Consider the following 19,270-nt stretch of genomic DNA (forward strand, 5'->3'; position numbering starts at 1 on the left):
ATAACAACGCCATTATTCCTATCGCTGACCAGCGATAACAACAAGAGGTAGACCCAATGCGACACGCCCTGACTCACTCGCTACGCAAGACACCCTTGGCTGCCGGTATCGGCGCCGCACTCCTGCTCTCCCTGCCGCTCGGCGCACAGGCACAGACGCAGCTCTCCATTGGCACCACCAGCCAGGCTTCGTCGCTCTATGCCTACTTCGTGGCCGTCTCCCAGTTGCTCAACGCCGAACTAGATGACGTCAACCACTCGGTGCTTGAAACCGGCGGCGGCCTCGACAATATGCGCCGCCTGCGCGAAGGCCAGGTCGACTGGGCCATGATGGCCGAGCCCGACCTGTTCGAATATTACGAAGGTTTAGGCCCATTCGAAGGGGATCCCAACCCCAACTTCCGAACCTTCTGGGTCACCACCCCCTTGGCCTACCTCACGGTGGTAGATGCCAATTCAGACGTCACCTCCTACTCCGACCTCGACGGTCAGCAATTCAACGGCGGTGGGCGCGGCTCCGGCACCGAGCGCGCCACCTTCGAAGCCATGGAAGCCCTAGGCGTTGAGCCCAACTGGTTCCGTACCGGCATGAGCGATGCGGTGACCGCCTTTCAGGATCGCCGCATCGTCGGCTTCACCAAGGCCGGCCCGCCCAATGCCCCCGACAGCGCCATCATGGATGCCGAAACCACCCGCGATATCCGCATCCTGGGCTGGACGGACGACGAAATCGAGCAGGTACAGGCCGAATACCCGCACTTCGATTTCATGGCTGTTGAGGACACCCCCTACGACACCGGCCCAATGAACCTTCGCGTGGTGTTCATCACCATCGGCACCACCACCGACCTACCCGAAGACACCGCCTACGACATCTTCAAGACCGTGGTCGAGAACGTCGACACCGTCGCCGAGTCCTATTCGGCAATTGCGGGAATGGACATCATCGAGCAGACCCTCGAGCGCGGCCAGACGCCGCTCCACGCCGGAGTGGCCCGCTACATCCTGGAACAGGGCTACGAGATTCCCGAGCACCTCATGCCAGTTGAGCACGAGGAGGGTTGAGCGTGACCACACAGTCCCCCGATTCGGCGCCCGTAGAGGGCGCCGTTCAATCGCCAATGGTGCGCTTTCGCGGTCACTTGATCGCCCTGCTCAGCACCACCATGGTGTTGTTTCACCTCTATACCGGGGCCTTTGGCTCCTTTCCCGATCTGATTCAGCGCTCGCTGCACGTTGGGGGCACTCTGATACTGGCGTTCTGCCTTTACGACATGCGCCGCGGCAACGCCCGCAATACCCCACTGGGATTACTCGATGTTGGTTTTATCCTCGCCACCGTTACCGTGATCAGTCACCTGATCCTGAGCTATGACCGTCTCATGGGCTTCACATTCAGGATGACCCAGCTCGACTTCATTTTTGCCATCATTACCACCCTGCTGGTACTCGAAGGCTGCCGGCGGGTGATCGGCTGGACCATCCCTGCACTCGGGATCGCCGGCCTCACCTATGCCCTGGCGGGACCCAACCTGCCTGGCCCCTTGGCCCACGGTGGCCTCGACCCTCGCTTCGCCGCGGAAGTCCTGTACATCTCGACCCGCGGCCTGTTCGGCATGGTCACCGGCATCTCGGCCACAGTAATCGCCATGTTCGTCATCTTCGGTGCCGTACTGCTGCGCACCGGGGGTGGCCAAACCTTCATGGACCTGGCCATGATCATCGGAGGCCGCACCACCGGTGGCGGCGCCAAGGTCGCCACCATTTCCAGCGCCATGTTCGGCAGCGTCTCGGGCTCTGCTGCTGCCAACGTAGCCACCACCGGCGCCTTTACCATCCCCTTGATGAAGAAACTGGGCTATCGGCCCACCTTTGCCGCGGCGGTCGAGTCCGTCGCCTCCACCGGCGGGCAGATCATGCCACCCATCATGGGGGCCGGCGCCTTCATCATGGCCGAACTGCTCGGCATCTCCTACATCACCATCATGGTCGCCGCCATCATCCCCGCGGTGCTCTACTTCGCTGGCTGCCTGGCCGGGATCCACTTCGAGTCCAAGCGGCTCGGCTACAAGCCGATGAGGCGCGACGAGCTACCCCGCACCAGGGATGTGCTGACCCTGCGCCGCGCCGGACCGGTATTCCTTTCGCTAGGCACCCTCATCACGCTACTGGTACGTGGCTTTTCACCGGCCATGGCCGCCTTCACCGCCACGGCTATTCTGGTGGTGCTGTTCCTGCTCGGGACGCGTAACTGGCCCGACCTCAAGGCACGGCTCAACAACCTCCGCGAAGGCTGTATCGATGCAGGCATTGGCCTGGTCGCCATCGCCGTACTCATCGCCGGTGCGCAGATACTGCTGGCGATGATCTCGACCACCGGCATGGGGGTCACCTTCACGTCGGCCATCATCAGCCTGGGCGAAAACCACCTGTTGATATCACTGATGCTGGCCATGGTGGTGGCCATGTTGCTCGGCACCGGGCTGCCTACCGCCGCCGCCTACATGCTGGCCGCTGCGGTCGTGGCACCGGCACTGGTACGGCTCGGCGTGGAGCCCATTGCCGCGCACATGTTCATCTTCTACTTCAGCATCATAGCCGGCCTCACGCCGCCTCTGTGCGCCACCGTGTTCATCAGCGCCAGCATGGCGAAAGCCAACTGGCTACCCACCAGTATCACCGCCATCCGGCTCTCGCTGGTCGCCTTCATTATCCCGTTCGTGTTCGTCTTCCACCCCGAGATTCTGATGATCGGTGATGGGCTAACCATCGCCGCCTATGCCATCACCGGCCTAATCGGCGTCACGCTGATCGGGGCTGCGATGTCTGGGTACTTGATCTATCCACTGGCGTACTGGGAGCGGCTGCTGTTTTCGATGGCCGCCTTCGGCCTGATAGCTCCCGGCATGCTGTTACCGATCGCTGGAGGGGCCCTGCTGCTGCTAATGCTGGCCATCCACATGCTGCGCGGTAAAACGAACTATCACCTAAGTAAGGAGACGACATGATCACCCTGCACGGAAAGAGAGTCAGGCAAACCCTGGAAGAGATTCTGATCCCTGAAAAGACGGCGCTGGTGGTCATCGACGTACAGAACGATTTCTTCGACGCTGACGGTGTATTCTCCCAGGCCGGTAGAGACATGACCCTGGCCCAAGCCCACCTGCCAAACATGCGTAAGCTAATTGCCGAGTGGCAGGCCATGGACTTATTCACGGTCTTCGTGCGCCAAGTCACGCTACCCGATGGCCGCGGCGACAGCCCAGCCTGGCTGCGACTCAAGGTGCGCGATGGCAAGAGCCCCAACTACACCTTGAAAGGCTCGTGGGGCGCCACATTCTGCGAAGGTATCGAGCCGCGCGAGCAAGATCCCATCATCGAAAAGCTGCGCCCGGATGCCTTTCTCGGCACCTGCCTGGACATGGTACTGAAAGCCAACGGCATCGACACCACCGTACTGATTGGAGCCAACACTGAAGGCTGCGTCGAATCCACCGTGCGCAGCAGTGCCCATCACGACTACTACACCATCGTGGCAGAAGACGCCGTGGCCAGCAGCAATGCACAATTCCATGATGCTTCACTGGCCTTGATGAAAAACCGCTTTTTGGTAGAGCCTTCGTCACGCATTATCGACACCGTCAACGCAAACCGACGCTAACATTTCCCCGTATGCATTGTTTGCCAGTGTTCCCCCACTGGCTTTTCACCAGCTTTTCTTGAGTCCATCTTTCATAAATATCGTTTTCACCAACCAATCAGCATTGCTAGATTATGTACTTATAGCGCACCCATGCATTACATAAACAACGATATATTGAGGCATTTTTTATGAGTCACCTTACGCAATGCAGCCCTTGGCTAAGTCGTGATGTCGAGAATGACACCAGCTGGATTCGTTTTCTCTCCGACGCCGCCATTGCCGATATCGACAGCGCATTGCAGCACGCCAAATCGACATCGAAATCTCTACTCTCACTGACACCGGATGATTTTCCCCTCAACGGCGCCGGGCGCGAAGAAGTCCTGGCCGCCTATGCCAGTACCCAGCAAGGCTGGGGCTTTTGCCTGCTCAAGGGCTTACCCGTTGAGCGTTACAGCGTAGAAGACATCAAGATGCTCTACTGGGGGCTCGGGCTACATGCCGGTGTTGCTCGCACTCAGAACAAGCAAAGCCACATCATGACCTCGGTAAAAGACACCGGAGGCCAGTACAAGATCAATGGTGGCCGTGGCTACAACACCAATGCCGGCCTCGATTTTCACGTCGACTTCTGCGATGTCGTCTCGCTGCTGTGCATTCATCCAGCCAAATCCGGCGGCACCAGTCTGATTACCAGCTCGTTGGCGATTCACGACGAGTTGAAGCGAACCCGCCCTGATCTCGAAGCTGCACTCCACAAGCCATTCTACTTCAGTCTGCAAGGTGCCGGCTCCGATGATGAGCCGAATATCTACCCCTGCCCGCTATACGGAGAAGCTCAGGGGTATCCTGCTTTCCGCACAAACCGGAAGAACATCACCGCCGCTCAGGAATATTTCGACGAGGTTCCGCGCCTGGAGCCCGATCAGATCGAAGTCCTTGACTGGCTCGACAATAAGCTCAAAGATCCCAAGTTCTGCTTCTCGATGAACATTGAAAAAGGCGACATGCAGTTGCTCAACAACTACACCGTCGTACATTCACGCACCGACTTCGAAGACTACGAAGACGAACAGCGTAAAAGACACCTGCTGCGCTTATGGATGACCATTCCCGGCTCCCAACCGCTACCCGACACTTGGCGAGAAGCCTTCAAGGATACACGTGCCGGCGCTGTGCGTGGCGGCAACCGCGGCAAATGCATTACCGACGATTTCCTCGCCTACGAACAACGCCAAGCCAATTACCACAAGATGTACAACATTTTTATCAACTAAGTAAATTCGCATTGATCCTCTGCTCGATGCTGCTGGTCGCCCTGCTGATCGCCTTCCCGGCCATCGCCACCTGGCTGCCTGGAATGATCAACTGAGCCCGATCCAGATACCGCCACACGGGTGCCATAGCGAAAGGTGAACGGGGGAACAGGACAGCCCTGCGGCCGTCGCCCCGGGATCGCAGCCGACATTTCGGCGCCACTAGACGCAATTTTCCGCCGATTCGGCACCGATTGGACTTTTTCATGATAAATCAGTAGGGTATACGACCCTTGGTTCAGACAATAATACTGACAACGAACCCTGGGCAGGTCCCGCCATGGGACACCCTGGTCTTGCCTCCATGCAGACTGGATCACCGGTACTCTCGACTGTACGTCGTCGACGCCATCGATAGAGAAGGAATCCATGTCGCGCCACTACGCCGATGAGGGACGGTGCATGCCGCGCCGCCCGCCGCCCGACCTCCCCGCTGCGGGGTAATGCCTGACTGACGGCATCGTCTTGCCGTGCCTGATCGATAGCACCCGAGGCTGCGCCACGCCTGGCGTCAGCCTGCTTGTCTCTGCGCTCATGCCTGAGCGCTGATCAGCCTCAAGCCGCCTTTGGGCCTGCCCCCCCCCCACAGCACCATCACTGCGCCCGGCATGTCGACCTGATCGACCGGCCCGGGCGTGTTCGTTCCATCCACCGAGGGATTGCCCTTGAACAGCGAATCGCTCTATCAATTTTCGACCCTGACCGTCATCTTGCTGCTGCTCGCCTTCTACGGCGGCACCTACCTGATGACGCTAGGCATCCGCAAGAAGAACGAAGACGCCGACGCCTTCATGGTTTCCAACCACCGCGTGGGCTTCGGCATGGGCGCGGCCAGCATGACCGCCACCTGGATCTGGGCCGCCTCCTTCTACGCCGCCGCCACCTCCGGCTATACCTACGGCGTCTCGGGCCCCATTCACTACGGCCTGTGGGGGGCACTGATGATCCTGTTCATCTACCCCTTCGGCCGGCGCTTTCGCAAGCTCGCCCCCAATGCCCACACCCTGGGCGAGCTGATCCACGCCCGCCACGGCTCCTCCAGTCAGCTGATCCTGGCGCTCTCCAACGTGCTGGGCAGCGTGATCAGCCTGATGGTCAACTTCACCGCCGCTGGCGCACTGGTCTCGGTGCTCTCGCCGCTGTCATTCCAGGCCGGGGTGATCATTGCCGGCTTCGGCGTGCTGCTCTATACGCTGTGGTCGGGGTTCCGCGCCTCGGTGATGACCGACTTCGCACAGCTGGTGGCGCTGATGGCGATTGCCATCGTGATCATTCCCGCGGTGTTCTTCGCCATGGGCGGCCCCAGCGAGCTGGTGGCAGGCCTGGATAACCTCACCAGCGAGCAAGCAAACCTCTTCTCCATGGATGCTATCCTCTACCAGGGCGCGCCCTTCTTCGTCGCCGTGCTGGCCTATGCGATCGGTAACCAGACCATTTCCCAGCGCCTGTTCGCGGTGAACGAGAGCCATATCAAACCCACCTTTATCACCGCGACCATCGGCTACGGTGCCATCGTCATCGGGCTGGGCATGATCGGTCTGATGGCGCTGACCCTGGGCGTCGAGCCAATGGGCGGTGACATGAACAACCTGATCCCGCAGATGGTGTCCGGCTATCTGCCGCCGCTGTTCATTGCGCTGTTCTTCATCCTGGTGATCGGCTCGCTCTCCTCTACCGCCGACTCCGATCTCTCCGCGCTGTCGGCGATCATGATGGCCGATGTCTACGGCAAGAACATCGCCCGCGGCAAGGCCGACCCCAAGCGCATGCTGCTGGTGGGCCGCCTGACCATGATCGTCGCCACCGCGGTGGGCATCGTCTTCGCCAGCTTCTCGCTGGATATCCTGGTGATGCTGGTGTTCGTCGGCGCGCTGTGGGGCGCCATCGTCTTCCCGGTCATCGCCAGCTGTTTCTGGAATCGGGTCACCAACCAGGCCTTCACCACCTCGGTACTGGTGGCCATGGTGCTGTTCTGCCTGGCGCGCTTCGAGCTGCTGCCCATGAGCGGCGCCAGCGGCCTGTTCTTCGAGGTGCTGGCCAGCATCGGTGGCGGCGTGATCATCGGCCTGATGGTGTTCGGCTTCCTGGGCCGCATCGCCGGGTTCATCGCCGCTGCCCTGGCGCTGGTCGCGATGCTGGTGTTCGCCACCGACTTCCTGCGCGACTACACCGTACTGCTGGCCTCGCTGACCGCCTACGGCGCCAGCACCCTGGTCTGCGTGGTGATGAGCCTGATGAGCCGCCAGGAAGACTTCGACTTCGCCACCATCGGCGAGCGAGTCGGCGACTACGACACCCACGAACCCAGCGTGCAGGAAGGCGACGTGGCCACGGCCAGGCCGGCCGTCTAGCCCTGATCATTGACTTGAGCCTACCGCGGTGCCGCTGGCCGGCACCGCCACAGTGGAGAATCTGACATGAATGCACTCTATGGTTTCTACGTGCTGATCTGGCCCGCCATCACCCTGGGGGTGCTGGTGGTGATCTGCCGCGCGGTGATGCGCGACCGCCGCAAGGCGAAAGAGGAGCAGCGCGAGCTGGTATGAACCGCGCCGTATGACCGCAACGGGCCCTGATATCAGGGCCCGTTTCGTATCGGTTCTGCGTGCCTTGGGATGACGTTCAGGTGCCGCAGAAGGTGCGAAAGACCCGTTCGCGTGGCGATGCCGGCAGGCTGTAATCCTCGCGGCCGGGCTGCGCCTCGAATGGCCGGGTGACCACCGCGAGCAGCGCCTCGAAGGGAGCGAAATCGTCCTCGTCGATGGCTGAGCTCAACGCCTGCTGGACCCGGTGGTTGCGGGGAATGTAGGCGGGATTGACGAGCCGCATCTGCCGGGCCCGCTCGGTGGGCGCCGCCGGCTCCTGGGCCAGGCGTTCGCGCCAGCGCTCGAGCCAGGCCTCGATGACCTCCGGGCGCTCGAACAGGTTGCCGAGGGCGCTGTCCGCTTCGCCGGATTCGGCCGCCTCGCAGAGCTGACGGAAGGTCAGAGTAAAGTCGGCATGTCCCTGGTGCATGGCATCCAGCAGCGCCTCGGCCAGCGCCCGGTCGCCCGCCTCCTCACGGGCCAGGCCCAGCTTGGCACGCATCACGGCCAGCCATTCGGCCTCGTACTGTGCCTCGAAGGCCTTGATCACCTCGGTTGCCCGCTCCACCGCCCGCTCCTGGTCGCTGTCGATCAGCGGTAGCAGGGTCTCGGCCAGCCGCGCCAGGTTCCACTGGGCGATCCAGGGCTGGTTGGAGTAGGCGTAACGCCCCCCCTCGTCGATGGCGCTGAACACGGTCCTGGGGTCGTAGCTCTCCATGAAGGCGCAGGGGCCGTAGTCGATGGTCTCCCCCGACACGGTGGTGTTATCGGTGTTCATGACGCCATGGATGAAGCCGATGCCCATCCACTTCGCGACCAGTGCCGCCTGACGCGCCTGGATCGCCTCGATCAACGCCATGTAGCGCTCATTGCCGGACAGCCTGGCCAACTCGGGGTAGTGACGCTCGATCACATGATCGGCCAGCTCGCGAATGCCATCGGCATCGCCACGAGCGGCAAAGTACTGGAAGGTGCCAACGCGGATATGGCTGCTGGCCACGCGGGTCAGGATCGCCCCCGGCTCGGGAATGCCACGGACCACCCGCTCGCCGGTGGTCACCGCCGCCAGGGCCCGGGTGGTGGGAATACCCATGGCGTGCATGGCCTCGCTGACCAGGTACTCCCTCAGCACCGGCCCCAGTGGCGCGCGACCGTCGCCGCCGCGGGAGAAGGGGGTGCACCCCGCCCCCTTGAGCTGGATATCGCGCAGCCGGCCTTGCCGGTCGGTGACCTCGCCCAGCAGCACGGCTCGGCCATCGCCGAGCCGGGGCACGAAGCCGCCGAACTGGTGGCCGGCGTAGGCCTGGGACAATGGTTCGGCCCCGGGCGGTACCACGTTGCCGGCAAACCATACCGCCGCCTCGTCACTGTCGAAGGTCGCCAGGTCAAAGCCCAGCTCGTCGGCCAGGGAGCGGTTGAAGGCCACCAGCCGTGGCGACGCCACGGGGACGGGGTCGAAGCGCGCGAAGAAACGTTCGGGAAAGCGAGCATAGCGAAGGGTGAACGGGGGAAACATGGCGGCTCCGAATAGCGACGGGACACGGGAAGTGGGGCTTATTTGCTGTGACAAGGCAGCAGGATCAACATTCCATCAGCGGCAAGTTAGCCACGACGCGACATCGAAGCGACCCCTGCCCCGGCCTCCTCGACGCAGGCCGCAAAACGCAGCTGTGCCGCCCGGGCCGCCAGCAGATGGGATCGCATCACCGAAGCGGCCCAGTCCCCGTCACCGGCGCCCAGGGCGCGAAGCAGCTCACGGTGGTGGTGCATGCTGCCGGCCAGCTCATCCCGGGTGTAGTGGTGGAAGCTGCGACGCGAGACCGGCACCTGGACGATGGTTTCCAGCAGGCGCTGAAGACGCGGACTGCCTGCTGCCGCCATCAGCCGGGCATGGTAGTCGTCGTTCAGCACGGCGATCTCTTCGAGGGCATTCTCCCGCCCTTCCCGACACAGGGCTTCCATCCGCATGGCCAGCGACTCGAGCTTGTCCAATTGACTGCGCTCGATGCGGGTGGCCGCCCGACGCGCCACCTGGGGCTCAAGCAGGACCCGCAGCTCGAACACCTCTTCCACATCGCGCTGGGTCCAGGAGACCACCTGGGCACCGTGATGGGGAATGGCCTCTACCCAGCCATCCGACACCAGTCGCCGCAGCGCTTCGCGGATCGGCGTGCGGCTGAGTTCCAGCTCCTGGCCGATGGCTGCTTCGCGCACATAGCTACCAGCGGGGTATTGCCCATCGAGGATACGCTTCCTGATGATCTGATAAACGCGGTCGGCAGCAGTCATTGATTGGCTCCTTGCAGTGAGAACGCGGCCCGGGGCGCCTTGCCGATCCGGCTTCCTGCCGGGAGTCGAACAAGGTTGCAAAAAAATCGTGCACAACTATTTGCATGGGAAGCACTGTAGGCCTACATTTGGCGAAAATCGAGTCGAATTGCATACAATTATAATGCGAACCAGCATCTGACAAGGAAGTGATGGCATGAGCCTGACCCCACCACAACTCGCCGACATCCGCTGCCTGGCCTTCGATGTGTTCGGCACGGTGGTCGACTGGCGCAGCAGCGTGATACGCGAAGGTGAGTCCCTCGGGCGTGCCCGCGGGCTGGACGTCGACTGGGCCGCCTTTGCCGATGCCTGGCGAGAAGGCTATGCCCCTTCGATGAATCGGGTTCGCCAGGGGCGCCTCTCCTGGACCTCGCTGGACCAGCTGCATCGCATGACCCTCGATCGCCTGCTCGAGGAGTTCGGCATCGACGGGCTATCCGAAGCCGACAAGGCCAACTTCAATCGCGCCTGGCACCGGCTCAAGCCCTGGCCGGATGCCGTGAACGGCATGCACCGCCTGCGCGAGCGGTTCATCCTGACCCCACTCTCCAACGGTAACATGTCGCTACTGGTCAATATGGCGAAGCAGGCCGGCCTGCCGTGGGACTGCGTCCTCTCGGCCGAGCTGGCCCGACACTACAAGCGTGATCCCGAGGTCTACCGCATGGCAGCCCGGCTGCTGGACCTGAGCCCGCAACAGATCATGATGGTGGCCGCCCACCAGGACGACCTCAAGGCCGCACACAGCGAGGGGCTGCACACCGCCTTCGTGATGCGGCCGCTGGAGTTCGGGCCAGAAGCCAGGCCCGACCTGACCATCGACCCGAGCTTCGACTACGTGGCCAACGACTTTCACGACCTGGCCGACCAGTTGCTGAGCCGTTCGGGTGCGCGCCAGTCGCTGGCCATGAAATAGTCAGGCCACCGTCACACCAGCCACCGTCACACCACCAGTGGCGTGACAAAGAAGGCGATGACGAATGCCGTCGCCAGGCGCATCGTGATGCCCAGCACGGCGGCGCCCATGGCCTCACGCTCGCTCAGGTCGGAGCTTTCCGCCCACACCACCGGTACCTGGCCGAATACGGCGGACAGGGGCAGGCCCGATGAGGCCAGGACGAAGGAACCGACCACCAGGGAGGGATCGATCTCCCCCGCCATCGCCTGCAGCTGGCCCATGGCAAGGGTCGGGCTGACCAGGATCGACAGCACGCCCGTTTCCGGATGGATGTTCAGGAACAGCATGACGCTGCCCAGCGACGACTCGATCGTTTCCCAGATGCCGATGTAGTCGAGCACACCGATCACGGCGAACACCAGGGCCACGGCGGGAATCAGGATCAGCAGCAGCAGTTCCACGCCCTCCCGGGCGGCACTGAACATGGTCGGCAGGAAATCACGCTCCGGCGTAAAGGTCGGCAGGTTACCGATCTCGACCCGCTTGACGTCGCGGTAGAGCACCTTCGACAGCAGCAGCGGCGAGACGATCAGCGGCATGAAGACCGCCAGCAGCACCACGACGAAGACATTCACGCCGGCGAAGGTCAACGCCATCATTCCCAGCATGAATGTCGAGAAGGATTGCTGTGACTGCACCATGGTGGCGACGGCCAGCTTCTGCTCATCCTTGGTGGCACCCGCCCGCTTCAGGATGGGCCCCGATATCTTTCCTGCCGCATTGATATCGCCGAAGATATTGTAGACGCTGGGAATGATGACGGCGGGATTCACCCCGATCAGCTTCATGGCGGGAACAAAGATGCGCACCAGGGCGTCGGTGAAGCCCAGCCTTTCCAGCAGCCTGCCGATGATGACGCTGACGATGATGGCGGTACCCACCACCCCGGTCAGAAACACATCGACGACCACGGGCTGAACCGACACCATGATCGAATTGAACAGGCCCGAAAGGGTCGTCGGCGAGAACATCAGCAGCAGCATGCAGATACCCAAAAGCACGATGCCGACCACTTCGATCTTCTTCCATGCCCGCTTGCTTTCAGGTGACTTTTCTTTCTTGGAGTCTGGGGTAGTAACGGAAGTCTTCATGACAAGTCTCTTGTTATTGAATCGCTTGGGAAGAAACCGAAATCGTCACACATCGCTCATGGCATTCTTGCCAAGCAGGTGCCGTGCCGACATCTCTTTCGCATAGGTCTTCAGGGCACCATTTCCCACCATCTTCACGGGGGTGGAGGTGACCCGGTCCCGGAACAACACGACCTCCACGTCTTCCAGCAGCTCATCCAGGGCATAGGCCAGGGGCAGGCCATTCTCGAGGATTTCCATGACGTGGCAGTTTCCCACAATGAAATTCAGGCCCAGCTCCTCGGCCACATCCAGCAGCTCATGCCCGGCATAGACACGGCTGATGGAGGCAACCACGGTATCGGTATCGGGGTTCTCCGCCACCGCCTGGCGCAGATTGTCGGCCGAGAAGCCAGTGTGCGGAAAGATGTGCAGGATATTCTCGACCCGGCTTTCGCGCGAGCCGAGATGAATGAACCCGCTGGTCTCGACGCTGGTCTCCCGTATCGCCTCGATGCCGCGAACGAGCCGTTCTTCCGCCAGCAGCGCACGATCCTGGTCGAGGGCCATGTAGCGCCCCAGCCGGTCGAGAATATCGCCGAGGGTGTTGACCTCGGGAAGCGCCCTGCCGACGAACATGATATTGCCATGAACGCCACCATAGGCGATGTTGCCCTTGACCACCTTGTGGCCATGCAGGAAGGGGATGCCGGGGTGCAGGCCGTGGAAGGCCTCGTGGCACTCGAGCCCCGCCACGTCGTAGAGGTCGAGGTAGTTCTTCAGGGTCACCCCACCACAGCTGGCGGCGTCCGCAATGGGATGATGCGCCACCACGGCATCGACGCCGGTCGCCCCGGCCAGTTCGATGACCAGCTCCGTCATGGTCATGCAGACAGCCACCTTGCGGATCGCCTTGCCCGGATCGCCATAGATCAGGCCAGGAATTTCCAGTACGGATTTACCATGGATGCCCGACGACTTGAGGATGACGAAAGGATGATCGCCACGCTCCACCTCCTCCATGGATGACACCGTTCGCCCCCCGGTGATCACACTCAGTGCATTTACGATATCCGCTACCTTAGCCATTGTTTTCCTCCTCACATAACGAAAAAAACCGCCAGCACAACCCTGAGGCAATTGCCTCGGGCTGGGCTGACGGTCATTGAGCACTCGCCTGTTCAGCGCGAGTTCACATCACCAGTCAACGATCTCTCGTCGAAGATTTACGGGCTATTCTCTGCAGCACACGGGCTCTCAGAGGTAGTCGCGTACATCCTTTTGCATCACCACCACGGTAGCGGAAAGCTCGGCTTCGGCATCGTAATCCTTGAAGATCGTCATCACGTCGAAACCGTACTTCTCTACCAGCAGCTGCTTGAATTCGTTCTTGAACCCCTTGATCAGATAGTGATCGGCTAGTTCGCTGACATTGCTGTTAAGTGCACTCAGATACGCCAGGGAGGGCACGCGCTTGTGCAGGGCGACGATGATCAGCTTGTCGCCAACGACGTCGACCTTCTGGCGTACTACACCAATACCGAAGATACGATTGTTGACGTCGTTGTAGTCCTTGATCAGGCCTTGCTTGAACTCCCCCAAAGATGGCATATCCAGGGCACCCTCGATACGTATTCTCGCTATGTTCTCTGTAGCTCGGGACCTACGGCTGCCCGGTCGAAATCTTGGTATACCATATACGCACGATGTTCAGAGTAGGCAAGCGTAAAATATCTGTCAACATGAAAAATCGATTATCCTTGGGCATTTTCAACCGAAATACCCGGGGCAGCCGACACCATTCACGGCGATCCCCGGAGCCCAACCACCGATAAGGAGCCCGCCCAATGAAGATCGTGATACCCGATGACTACCAGGACTGCGTGCGCACGCTCGATGCCTTTCGCAAACTGGAAGACCAGGACGTCACCATCCACAACGACACCCTGACCGACCTGGATGCCCTGGCCGAACGCTTCCGCGACGCCGAGGCGCTGGTGCTGATCCGCGAACGCACGCCGATCAGCGCCGAGCTGCTGGCGCGCCTGCCCAACCTCAGGGTGATCAGCCAGACCGGCGGCGGCGCGGCCCATGTGGATATGGATGCCTGCCGCCGCCAGGGCGTCACGGTCATGGCCGGCACCGGCTCGCCCCATGCCGCCGCCGAGCTCACCTGGGGGCTGGTCATGGCCGCCATGCGCCATATTCCCCAGGAGTTCGAGAACCTCAAGGCCGGACGCTGGCAGCGCACCCTAGGCACCGGCCTCAAGGGTCGCACCCTGGGCATCTTCGGCTACGGCAAGATCGGCCAGCTGATGGCCCGCTACGGCCAGGCCTTCGACATGAACGTGCTGGTGTGGGGGCGAGAGGGCACCCGGGCGCGAGCCACCGAGGCAGGCTTCGACGTGGCCGGCAGCAAGGAGGCGCTGTTCGAACGCAGCGACGTGCTGAGCCTGCACCTGCGATTGAACGCCGAGACCCGCGGCATCGTCACGGCCGAGGACCTCGCACGCATGAAGCCCACCGCATTGCTGGTCAATACCAGCCGCGCCCCGCTCATCGAGGCCGGCGCTCTGGAGGCAGCACTGCGCTCGGGGCGGCCTGGCCAGGCCGCCGTTGACGTGTTCGACGAGGAGCCTGTGATCCACCACCCGCTGCTCGAGCTGTCTAATTTCCTCGCCACGCCCCACCTCGGCTATGTGGAGAAGGACAGCTACGAGCTCTACTTCGGCGACGCCTTCGACAATCTGCTCGCCTTCGCCGCAGGACGCCCGGTCACCAATCTGGCCGAGTGAATCGACGCCGGAGCATGAACAGCATGGAAAGAAGCCAATGAGTACACGTGAAGCGAGCCTCCACCCGAACGGCCTGGCGTCAGCCGCCCCGTGCCGGGCGGCTCATGGCGCTGCCCGACGCCGGCCGCTCGACCACGAACAAGTCGCTGGTTCGGGCGTAGTCGTTGCCGGCCATGCGCCCGATGGGTCGTAGCGCGTCGATGGATACGTGCCGGCCATTCCACACCGCATCGTCCACATGGATCGATACCACCTCCGCCAGTACCAGGTTGCCGGCCAGGGGCTGGTCACCGAAACGGATGATCTCGCGAAGCCGGCAGCCGAAGGCCACCGGCGCACCCGCCACCCGGGGCACAGAGACCCCGGGCATCGGCAGTTTCTCCAGTCCCGCCAGGGCAAATTCATCCTCGTGGTGAGGAAGTCCAGCGCTGGTGGCGTTCATCTCCTCCACCAGGCCCTCGCCGCTGATATGGATCACGCACTCCCTCACCTGTTCCAGGTTGCGAATGGTGTCCTTGGGTTGTCCCTCGCCATCGAGCAGCGGCGAGAATCCCAGCACCGGCGGCGCTACACTCACCACATTGAAGAAAGAGAACGGCGCCAGGTTGGCGTTGCCGTTGCGATCGAGCGTCGACACCCAGGCGATGGGGCGCGGGCAGACGCTGCCCGAGAAGAGACGGTAGATGGCCCCGATGCTCAGCGAGGCCTCCTCCAGCAGATAGTCGCTCATGTCAGGCCCTTGTTCGGTCATGGGGGGCGTCCAGGCGGGTCGCCGACGCATCCAGCTTCTTGACGCTGGCGATGAAATCGCTGAACCGCTCGCCCTGGATCAACACATGCTCGCGCAGCGTCTGCTCCGCAAGCTCTGCCTCGCCCTGCTCGATGGCGGCGACAATCTTGCGATGTTCGGCAAGCGAGCCGCCCATGCGCTGGCGTACCTGAAGCTGCAGCCGGCGGTAGGGCTTGAGTCGCTGCTTCAGTTGCCGCGCCTCCTGCGCCAGGAAGCCATTGTGGCTGGCTGTGTAGATGCAGTCGTGGAAGGTCTCGTTCTCGTAGTAGTACTCGTCGGTATCGCCCGCCTCGGCCGCCGCTTCACAGCGGGCCAGGGCCTCGCGCAGTGCGGCGAGTTCCTCCTCGCTGATACGCCGTGCCGCCAGGCGCCCGCACATGCCCTCCAGCTCCGCCATCACTTCGAACATCTCGATCAACTGGTCGATGCCGATCCGGGCGACGAAGGTGCCCTTCTTGGGCGACACCGTGACCAGGCCGCTGGCCACCAGTTGCTGAATCGCCTCGCGTACGGGGGTGCGCGAAACACTGAACTCCCGGCCCAGGGCCTCCGGATCGAGCCGCTCTCCCGGCGTCAGCCGACCGTTGATGATGTCATCCTCCAGAGCATCCCTGAGTCGTTGCGCGCTCGAACGTTTAACACTGCTCACCTGTCACCTCCATGACACACCTTCATGACATGACCACCCCGCCGCTCCCCTACCTTGCCTGCGGGTTTGCCTGCTGGCGATTCAGACCGGCCAATGTTGACAACAGTATATATGAGGTCTATTGATGTATACATCAGCTCGCCTGATAAACACTAGTCACAGTAACAACCATACACAAAAACAAATTCTGGAGCCTCAAGATGACACGCCAAATCAAGCCTGCCGCTACCGCAGCGCTCGGACTCGCCATCGCCTTCAGCGGCATCGCCTCGGCCGACACCGTCCTTCGTGCCTCTCACCAGTTCCCCGGCGGCCAGGGAGACGTTCGCGACGAGATGGTGCAGATGATGGCACGCCACGTCGCCGAGGCGGATGTGGGCCTCAGCATACAAGTCTACCCCGGCCAGTCGCTGTTCAAGGCCAACGAGCAGTGGGGCGCCCTGGTTCGCGGTCGCCTGGACCTCACCCTGCTGCCGCTGGACTATGCCAGCGGTCGTCACCCGGAGTTTTCCGCCACCCTGATGCCCGGCCTGGTGCGCAACCATGAGCACGCCAAGCGCCTGAACGACTCCGAATACATGGCGATGATCCACTCGGTGATCGAGGAAGGGGGCGCCCGGGTACTGGCCGACACCTGGCTGTCGGGGGGCTTCGCCTCCAGCGAGCAGTGCATCACCTCGCCGGATACCGTGCGCGGCCAGAACATCCGGGCTGCCGGGCCAGCCTTCGAACAGATGCTGCAGGCCGCCGGCGCCTCGATCGCTTCCATGCCCTCCTCCGAGGTCTATACCGCGATGCAGACGGGCGTGCTGGACGCCGCGAACACCTCGTCGATGTCGTTCATCTCCTTCCGGCTCTACGAACAGGTCGAATGCCTCACCGAGCCGGGTGATTTCGCCCTGTGGTTCATGTACGAGCCGGTGCTGATCTCCGACCAGGTCTGGCAGGGCCTCAACGAGGAGCAGCAGGCGGCACTTGCCGAGGCCGGCAAGGCCGCCGAGGAGTTCTTCGCCGCCGAGGCTGCGGCCATCGACCAGCAGATGGTCGAGGTGTACGAAGAGAATGGAATCGAGGTGGTACGCATGAGCGAGGAGGACTACAACGCCTGGCTCGAGATCGCCCAGGAGACCTCCTACAAGAACTTTGCCGAGAACGTGCCCAACGGCCAGGCGATCATCGACGCCGCCCTCGCCGTGGAGTGAGTCCCGACCACTTGAGACACGCGTCGGCCATCCGCCCCGGACGGCCGGCGCCCTTTCACTCGGGAGGACATCCTTGCCATGGCCCACTCTCAGTCCCTTGCTCAACGATCCGGCGTCGTCGGCGGCTTCATCCGCACGATGGACGTCCTGTCTCGAATCACCGCCTACCTTGCCGCCGCGCTGTTCATCGCCGGTGTGCTGGTGATCTGCCAGATGGTCTTCATCCGCTACATCCTCGGCATGAGCACCAGTTGGCAGACCGAATTCACGGTCTTCTCGGTCACCGCCGCCATGCTGCTTGGCAGCCCCTATGTGCTGATGACCGGCGGCCATGTCGCCATCACCATCCTGCCGGACGCCCTGGGCGGCCTGCCCCAGAAGCTCATGCGACTCGCGGCCTCGCTGATCGGGCTGGCCTTCTGTGCGGCGCTGGCCTACGGCGCCTGGGTCTATGTCTGGGAGGCCTGGGAAGGCGGCTGGACCACCGGCACCGTATGGAACCCCCCGCTATGGCCGGCCCTGCTGCCGATGGCCGTGGGAGCGACGCTGCTGTCGCTGCAATACATCGCTGAAATTCTGCGCGGGGAGAACTGAGCATGGACCCGATTACCATGGGAATCATCGTCGCCATCGCCCTGGTCTTGCTGATGGCGATCGGCACCCCCATCGCCTTCGCCCTGGGCGGTGTCTCGCTGGTGGCCCTGATCTATGATCGCGGGCTCCCCGAACTGACCTACTTCGGCGAGACCTTCTTCGACCGCATCGCCGAGTTCGGCTTCGTGGCCATCCCGATGTTCATCCTGATGGGTGCCGCCGTGGCGTCCTCACCCACCGGGCGCGACCTCTATCGCTCGCTGGACCTGTGGATGGGGCGCCTGCCCGGCGGCCTGGCGGTCTCCAACATCGGCGCCTGCACGATCTTCTCCGCGCTCTCCGGCTCCTCGCCGGCCACCTGCGCCGCCATCGGCAAGATGGGCATTCCAGAGATGCGCGTACGCGGCTATCCGGATGGCGTGGCGGCCGGCTGCATCGCCGCAGGTGGCACCCTGGGCATCCTCATCCCGCCCTCGGTGACCATGATCATCTACGGCATCTCCACCGAGACCTCGATCGGCCGCCTGTTCATGGCCGGCGTGGTCCCCGGCTTCATGCTGGCCGGCCTGTTCATGATCTGGACCATGATCGCCTGCCGCCTGGCCGGGGGGTACAACAACCCCATGGCCCAGTCCGCCGAGCGGGTGAAGCAGTCCATCAAGGAGAACGTCGACGCCAACCTCAAGGCGCTGATCCGCGTACTGCCGTTCCTGGCCGTGGTCGCGGGCATCCTGTTCGCCCTCTATGGCGGGGTCGCCACGCCCTCGGAAGCCGCCGGCGTCGGGGCTTTCCTGTGCGTGGCCCTGGCAGTGATCATCTACCGCATGTGGCAGGTGGGACCGATCAAGCTGATCATGCGCGACTCGCTGCGCGAAAGCGTGATGATCATGCTGATCATCGCCACCGCCGAGGTGTTCGCCTACGCGCTCTCCTCGATGTTCATCACCCAGACCATCGCGGCAGCCATCAGCGATCTCGACGTCAATCGCTGGGTGCTGATGGGCATCATCAACCTGTTCCTGCTGGTCGCCGGTTTCTTCCTGCCGCCGGTGGCGGTGATCGTGATGACCGCGCCGATCCTGCTACCGATCATCCTGGCCGCCAACTTCGATCCGTACTGGTTCGCGGTGATCCTGACCATCAACCTGGAGATCGGCCTGATCACGCCGCCGGTGGGCCTGAACCTGTTCATCATCAAGGGCATCGCCCCGGACATCTCGCTGCGCGATATCCTGCTGGGCAGCCTGCCCTACGCGCTGTGCATGGTGCTCGGCATCCTGCTGCTCTGCTTCTTCCCGGGTATCGCCCTGTGGCTACCCAACCTGATCATGGGCTAAG

At 62.5% G+C, this 19,270-nt stretch carries 18 protein-coding genes; 11 read left to right on the forward strand and 7 right to left on the reverse strand.

Features of this window, described 5'->3' with window-relative positions; genetic code table 11:
- Positions 1 to 56: 56 nt before the first annotated feature.
- The 6 genes from LY622_RS07200 to LY622_RS07225 all read left to right on the forward strand — a co-directional run bounded on the left by LY622_RS07200 (position 57) and on the right by LY622_RS07225 (position 7,504).
- Positions 57 to 1,064, forward strand: a complete 1,008-nt coding sequence (locus LY622_RS07200) for a TAXI family TRAP transporter solute-binding subunit (protein WP_234290267.1) — start codon at positions 57 to 59, stop codon at positions 1,062 to 1,064.
- Between the two features lie 2 nt (positions 1,065 to 1,066).
- The gene (locus LY622_RS07205; protein ID WP_234290268.1) at positions 1,067 to 3,007 is read left to right on the forward strand and encodes a TRAP transporter permease; all 1,941 of its coding nucleotides are present in this window, start codon (positions 1,067 to 1,069) and stop codon (positions 3,005 to 3,007) included.
- Complete coding sequence (locus tag LY622_RS07210) at positions 3,004 to 3,660, forward strand: cysteine hydrolase family protein (protein WP_234290269.1); 657 nt, start codon at positions 3,004 to 3,006, stop codon at positions 3,658 to 3,660. The genes LY622_RS07205 and LY622_RS07210 overlap by 4 nt, the downstream gene beginning before the upstream one ends.
- A gap of 170 nt (positions 3,661 to 3,830) precedes the next feature.
- Positions 3,831 to 4,919 (forward strand): TauD/TfdA family dioxygenase, encoded by a 1,089-nt coding sequence (locus tag LY622_RS07215; RefSeq protein WP_234290270.1) that lies wholly within the window; start codon positions 3,831 to 3,833, stop codon positions 4,917 to 4,919.
- Between the two features lie 704 nt (positions 4,920 to 5,623).
- Complete coding sequence (locus tag LY622_RS07220; RefSeq protein ID WP_234290271.1) at positions 5,624 to 7,309, forward strand: sodium:solute symporter family protein; 1,686 nt, start codon at positions 5,624 to 5,626, stop codon at positions 7,307 to 7,309.
- A gap of 66 nt (positions 7,310 to 7,375) precedes the next feature.
- The gene (locus tag LY622_RS07225) at positions 7,376 to 7,504 is read left to right on the forward strand and encodes a putative transporter small subunit (RefSeq protein WP_220250810.1); all 129 of its coding nucleotides are present in this window, start codon (positions 7,376 to 7,378) and stop codon (positions 7,502 to 7,504) included.
- A gap of 76 nt (positions 7,505 to 7,580) precedes the next feature.
- On the opposite strand, the gene LY622_RS07230 is transcribed toward LY622_RS07225, so the two are convergent.
- Both LY622_RS07230 and LY622_RS07235 read right to left on the reverse strand, forming a co-directional pair.
- On the reverse strand, positions 7,581 to 9,059 hold the full coding sequence (locus tag LY622_RS07230; protein ID WP_234290272.1) for a protein adenylyltransferase SelO: 1,479 nt from the start codon (positions 9,057 to 9,059) through the stop codon (positions 7,581 to 7,583).
- Between the two features lie 86 nt (positions 9,060 to 9,145).
- Positions 9,146 to 9,832, reverse strand: a complete 687-nt coding sequence (locus tag LY622_RS07235) for a GntR family transcriptional regulator (RefSeq protein WP_234290273.1) — start codon at positions 9,830 to 9,832, stop codon at positions 9,146 to 9,148.
- A gap of 196 nt (positions 9,833 to 10,028) precedes the next feature.
- Here LY622_RS07235 and LY622_RS07240 point away from each other — a divergent pair, with 196 nt between their 5' ends.
- Positions 10,029 to 10,790, forward strand: a complete 762-nt coding sequence (locus LY622_RS07240; RefSeq protein ID WP_234290274.1) for a haloacid dehalogenase type II — start codon at positions 10,029 to 10,031, stop codon at positions 10,788 to 10,790.
- A 26-nt stretch (positions 10,791 to 10,816) separates the two neighbouring features.
- Here LY622_RS07240 and LY622_RS07245 read toward each other — a convergent pair whose 3' ends face one another.
- The 3 genes from LY622_RS07245 to LY622_RS07255 form a co-directional block, all read right to left on the reverse strand.
- Complete coding sequence (locus LY622_RS07245; protein ID WP_234290275.1) at positions 10,817 to 11,923, reverse strand: hypothetical protein; 1,107 nt, start codon at positions 11,921 to 11,923, stop codon at positions 10,817 to 10,819.
- A gap of 45 nt (positions 11,924 to 11,968) precedes the next feature.
- Positions 11,969 to 12,991, reverse strand: a complete 1,023-nt coding sequence (locus LY622_RS07250; RefSeq protein WP_234290276.1) for a Nif3-like dinuclear metal center hexameric protein — start codon at positions 12,989 to 12,991, stop codon at positions 11,969 to 11,971.
- A gap of 168 nt (positions 12,992 to 13,159) precedes the next feature.
- Positions 13,160 to 13,513 carry a Na-translocating system protein MpsC family protein gene (locus tag LY622_RS07255; RefSeq protein WP_114479864.1) on the reverse strand — a complete coding sequence of 118 codons (354 nt, stop codon included), beginning with the start codon at positions 13,511 to 13,513 and terminating at the stop codon, positions 13,160 to 13,162.
- A 236-nt stretch (positions 13,514 to 13,749) separates the two neighbouring features.
- Here LY622_RS07255 and LY622_RS07260 point away from each other — a divergent pair, with 236 nt between their 5' ends.
- Positions 13,750 to 14,697 carry a D-2-hydroxyacid dehydrogenase family protein gene (locus tag LY622_RS07260; RefSeq protein ID WP_234290277.1) on the forward strand — a complete coding sequence of 316 codons (948 nt, stop codon included), beginning with the start codon at positions 13,750 to 13,752 and terminating at the stop codon, positions 14,695 to 14,697.
- A gap of 79 nt (positions 14,698 to 14,776) precedes the next feature.
- Here LY622_RS07260 and LY622_RS07265 read toward each other — a convergent pair whose 3' ends face one another.
- Complete coding sequence (locus tag LY622_RS07265; protein ID WP_114574104.1) at positions 14,777 to 15,427, reverse strand: flavin reductase family protein; 651 nt, start codon at positions 15,425 to 15,427, stop codon at positions 14,777 to 14,779.
- 1 nt (position 15,428) lies between these two features.
- Positions 15,429 to 16,136 carry a GntR family transcriptional regulator gene (locus LY622_RS07270; protein ID WP_114574105.1) on the reverse strand — a complete coding sequence of 236 codons (708 nt, stop codon included), beginning with the start codon at positions 16,134 to 16,136 and terminating at the stop codon, positions 15,429 to 15,431.
- Positions 16,137 to 16,336: 200 nt separating this feature from the next.
- Between LY622_RS07270 and dctP the strand changes: the two genes are divergently transcribed.
- The 3 genes from dctP to LY622_RS07285 all read left to right on the forward strand — a co-directional run bounded on the left by dctP (position 16,337) and on the right by LY622_RS07285 (position 19,269).
- Positions 16,337 to 17,338, forward strand: coding sequence for a TRAP transporter substrate-binding protein DctP (dctP, locus tag LY622_RS07275; RefSeq protein WP_234290278.1), 1,002 nt, complete (start codon positions 16,337 to 16,339; stop codon positions 17,336 to 17,338).
- A 78-nt stretch (positions 17,339 to 17,416) separates the two neighbouring features.
- The gene (locus LY622_RS07280; RefSeq protein WP_114574107.1) at positions 17,417 to 17,932 is read left to right on the forward strand and encodes a TRAP transporter small permease subunit; all 516 of its coding nucleotides are present in this window, start codon (positions 17,417 to 17,419) and stop codon (positions 17,930 to 17,932) included.
- A 2-nt stretch (positions 17,933 to 17,934) separates the two neighbouring features.
- Entirely contained in the window at positions 17,935 to 19,269 is a 1,335-nt protein-coding gene (locus tag LY622_RS07285) for a TRAP transporter large permease (protein WP_234290279.1), read from the forward strand.
- Position 19,270 lies beyond the last annotated feature (1 nt).

The sequence above is a fragment of the Halomonas alkalisoli genome, from assembly GCF_021412585.1.
Lineage (GTDB): Bacteria > Pseudomonadota > Gammaproteobacteria > Pseudomonadales > Halomonadaceae > Halomonas > Halomonas alkalisoli.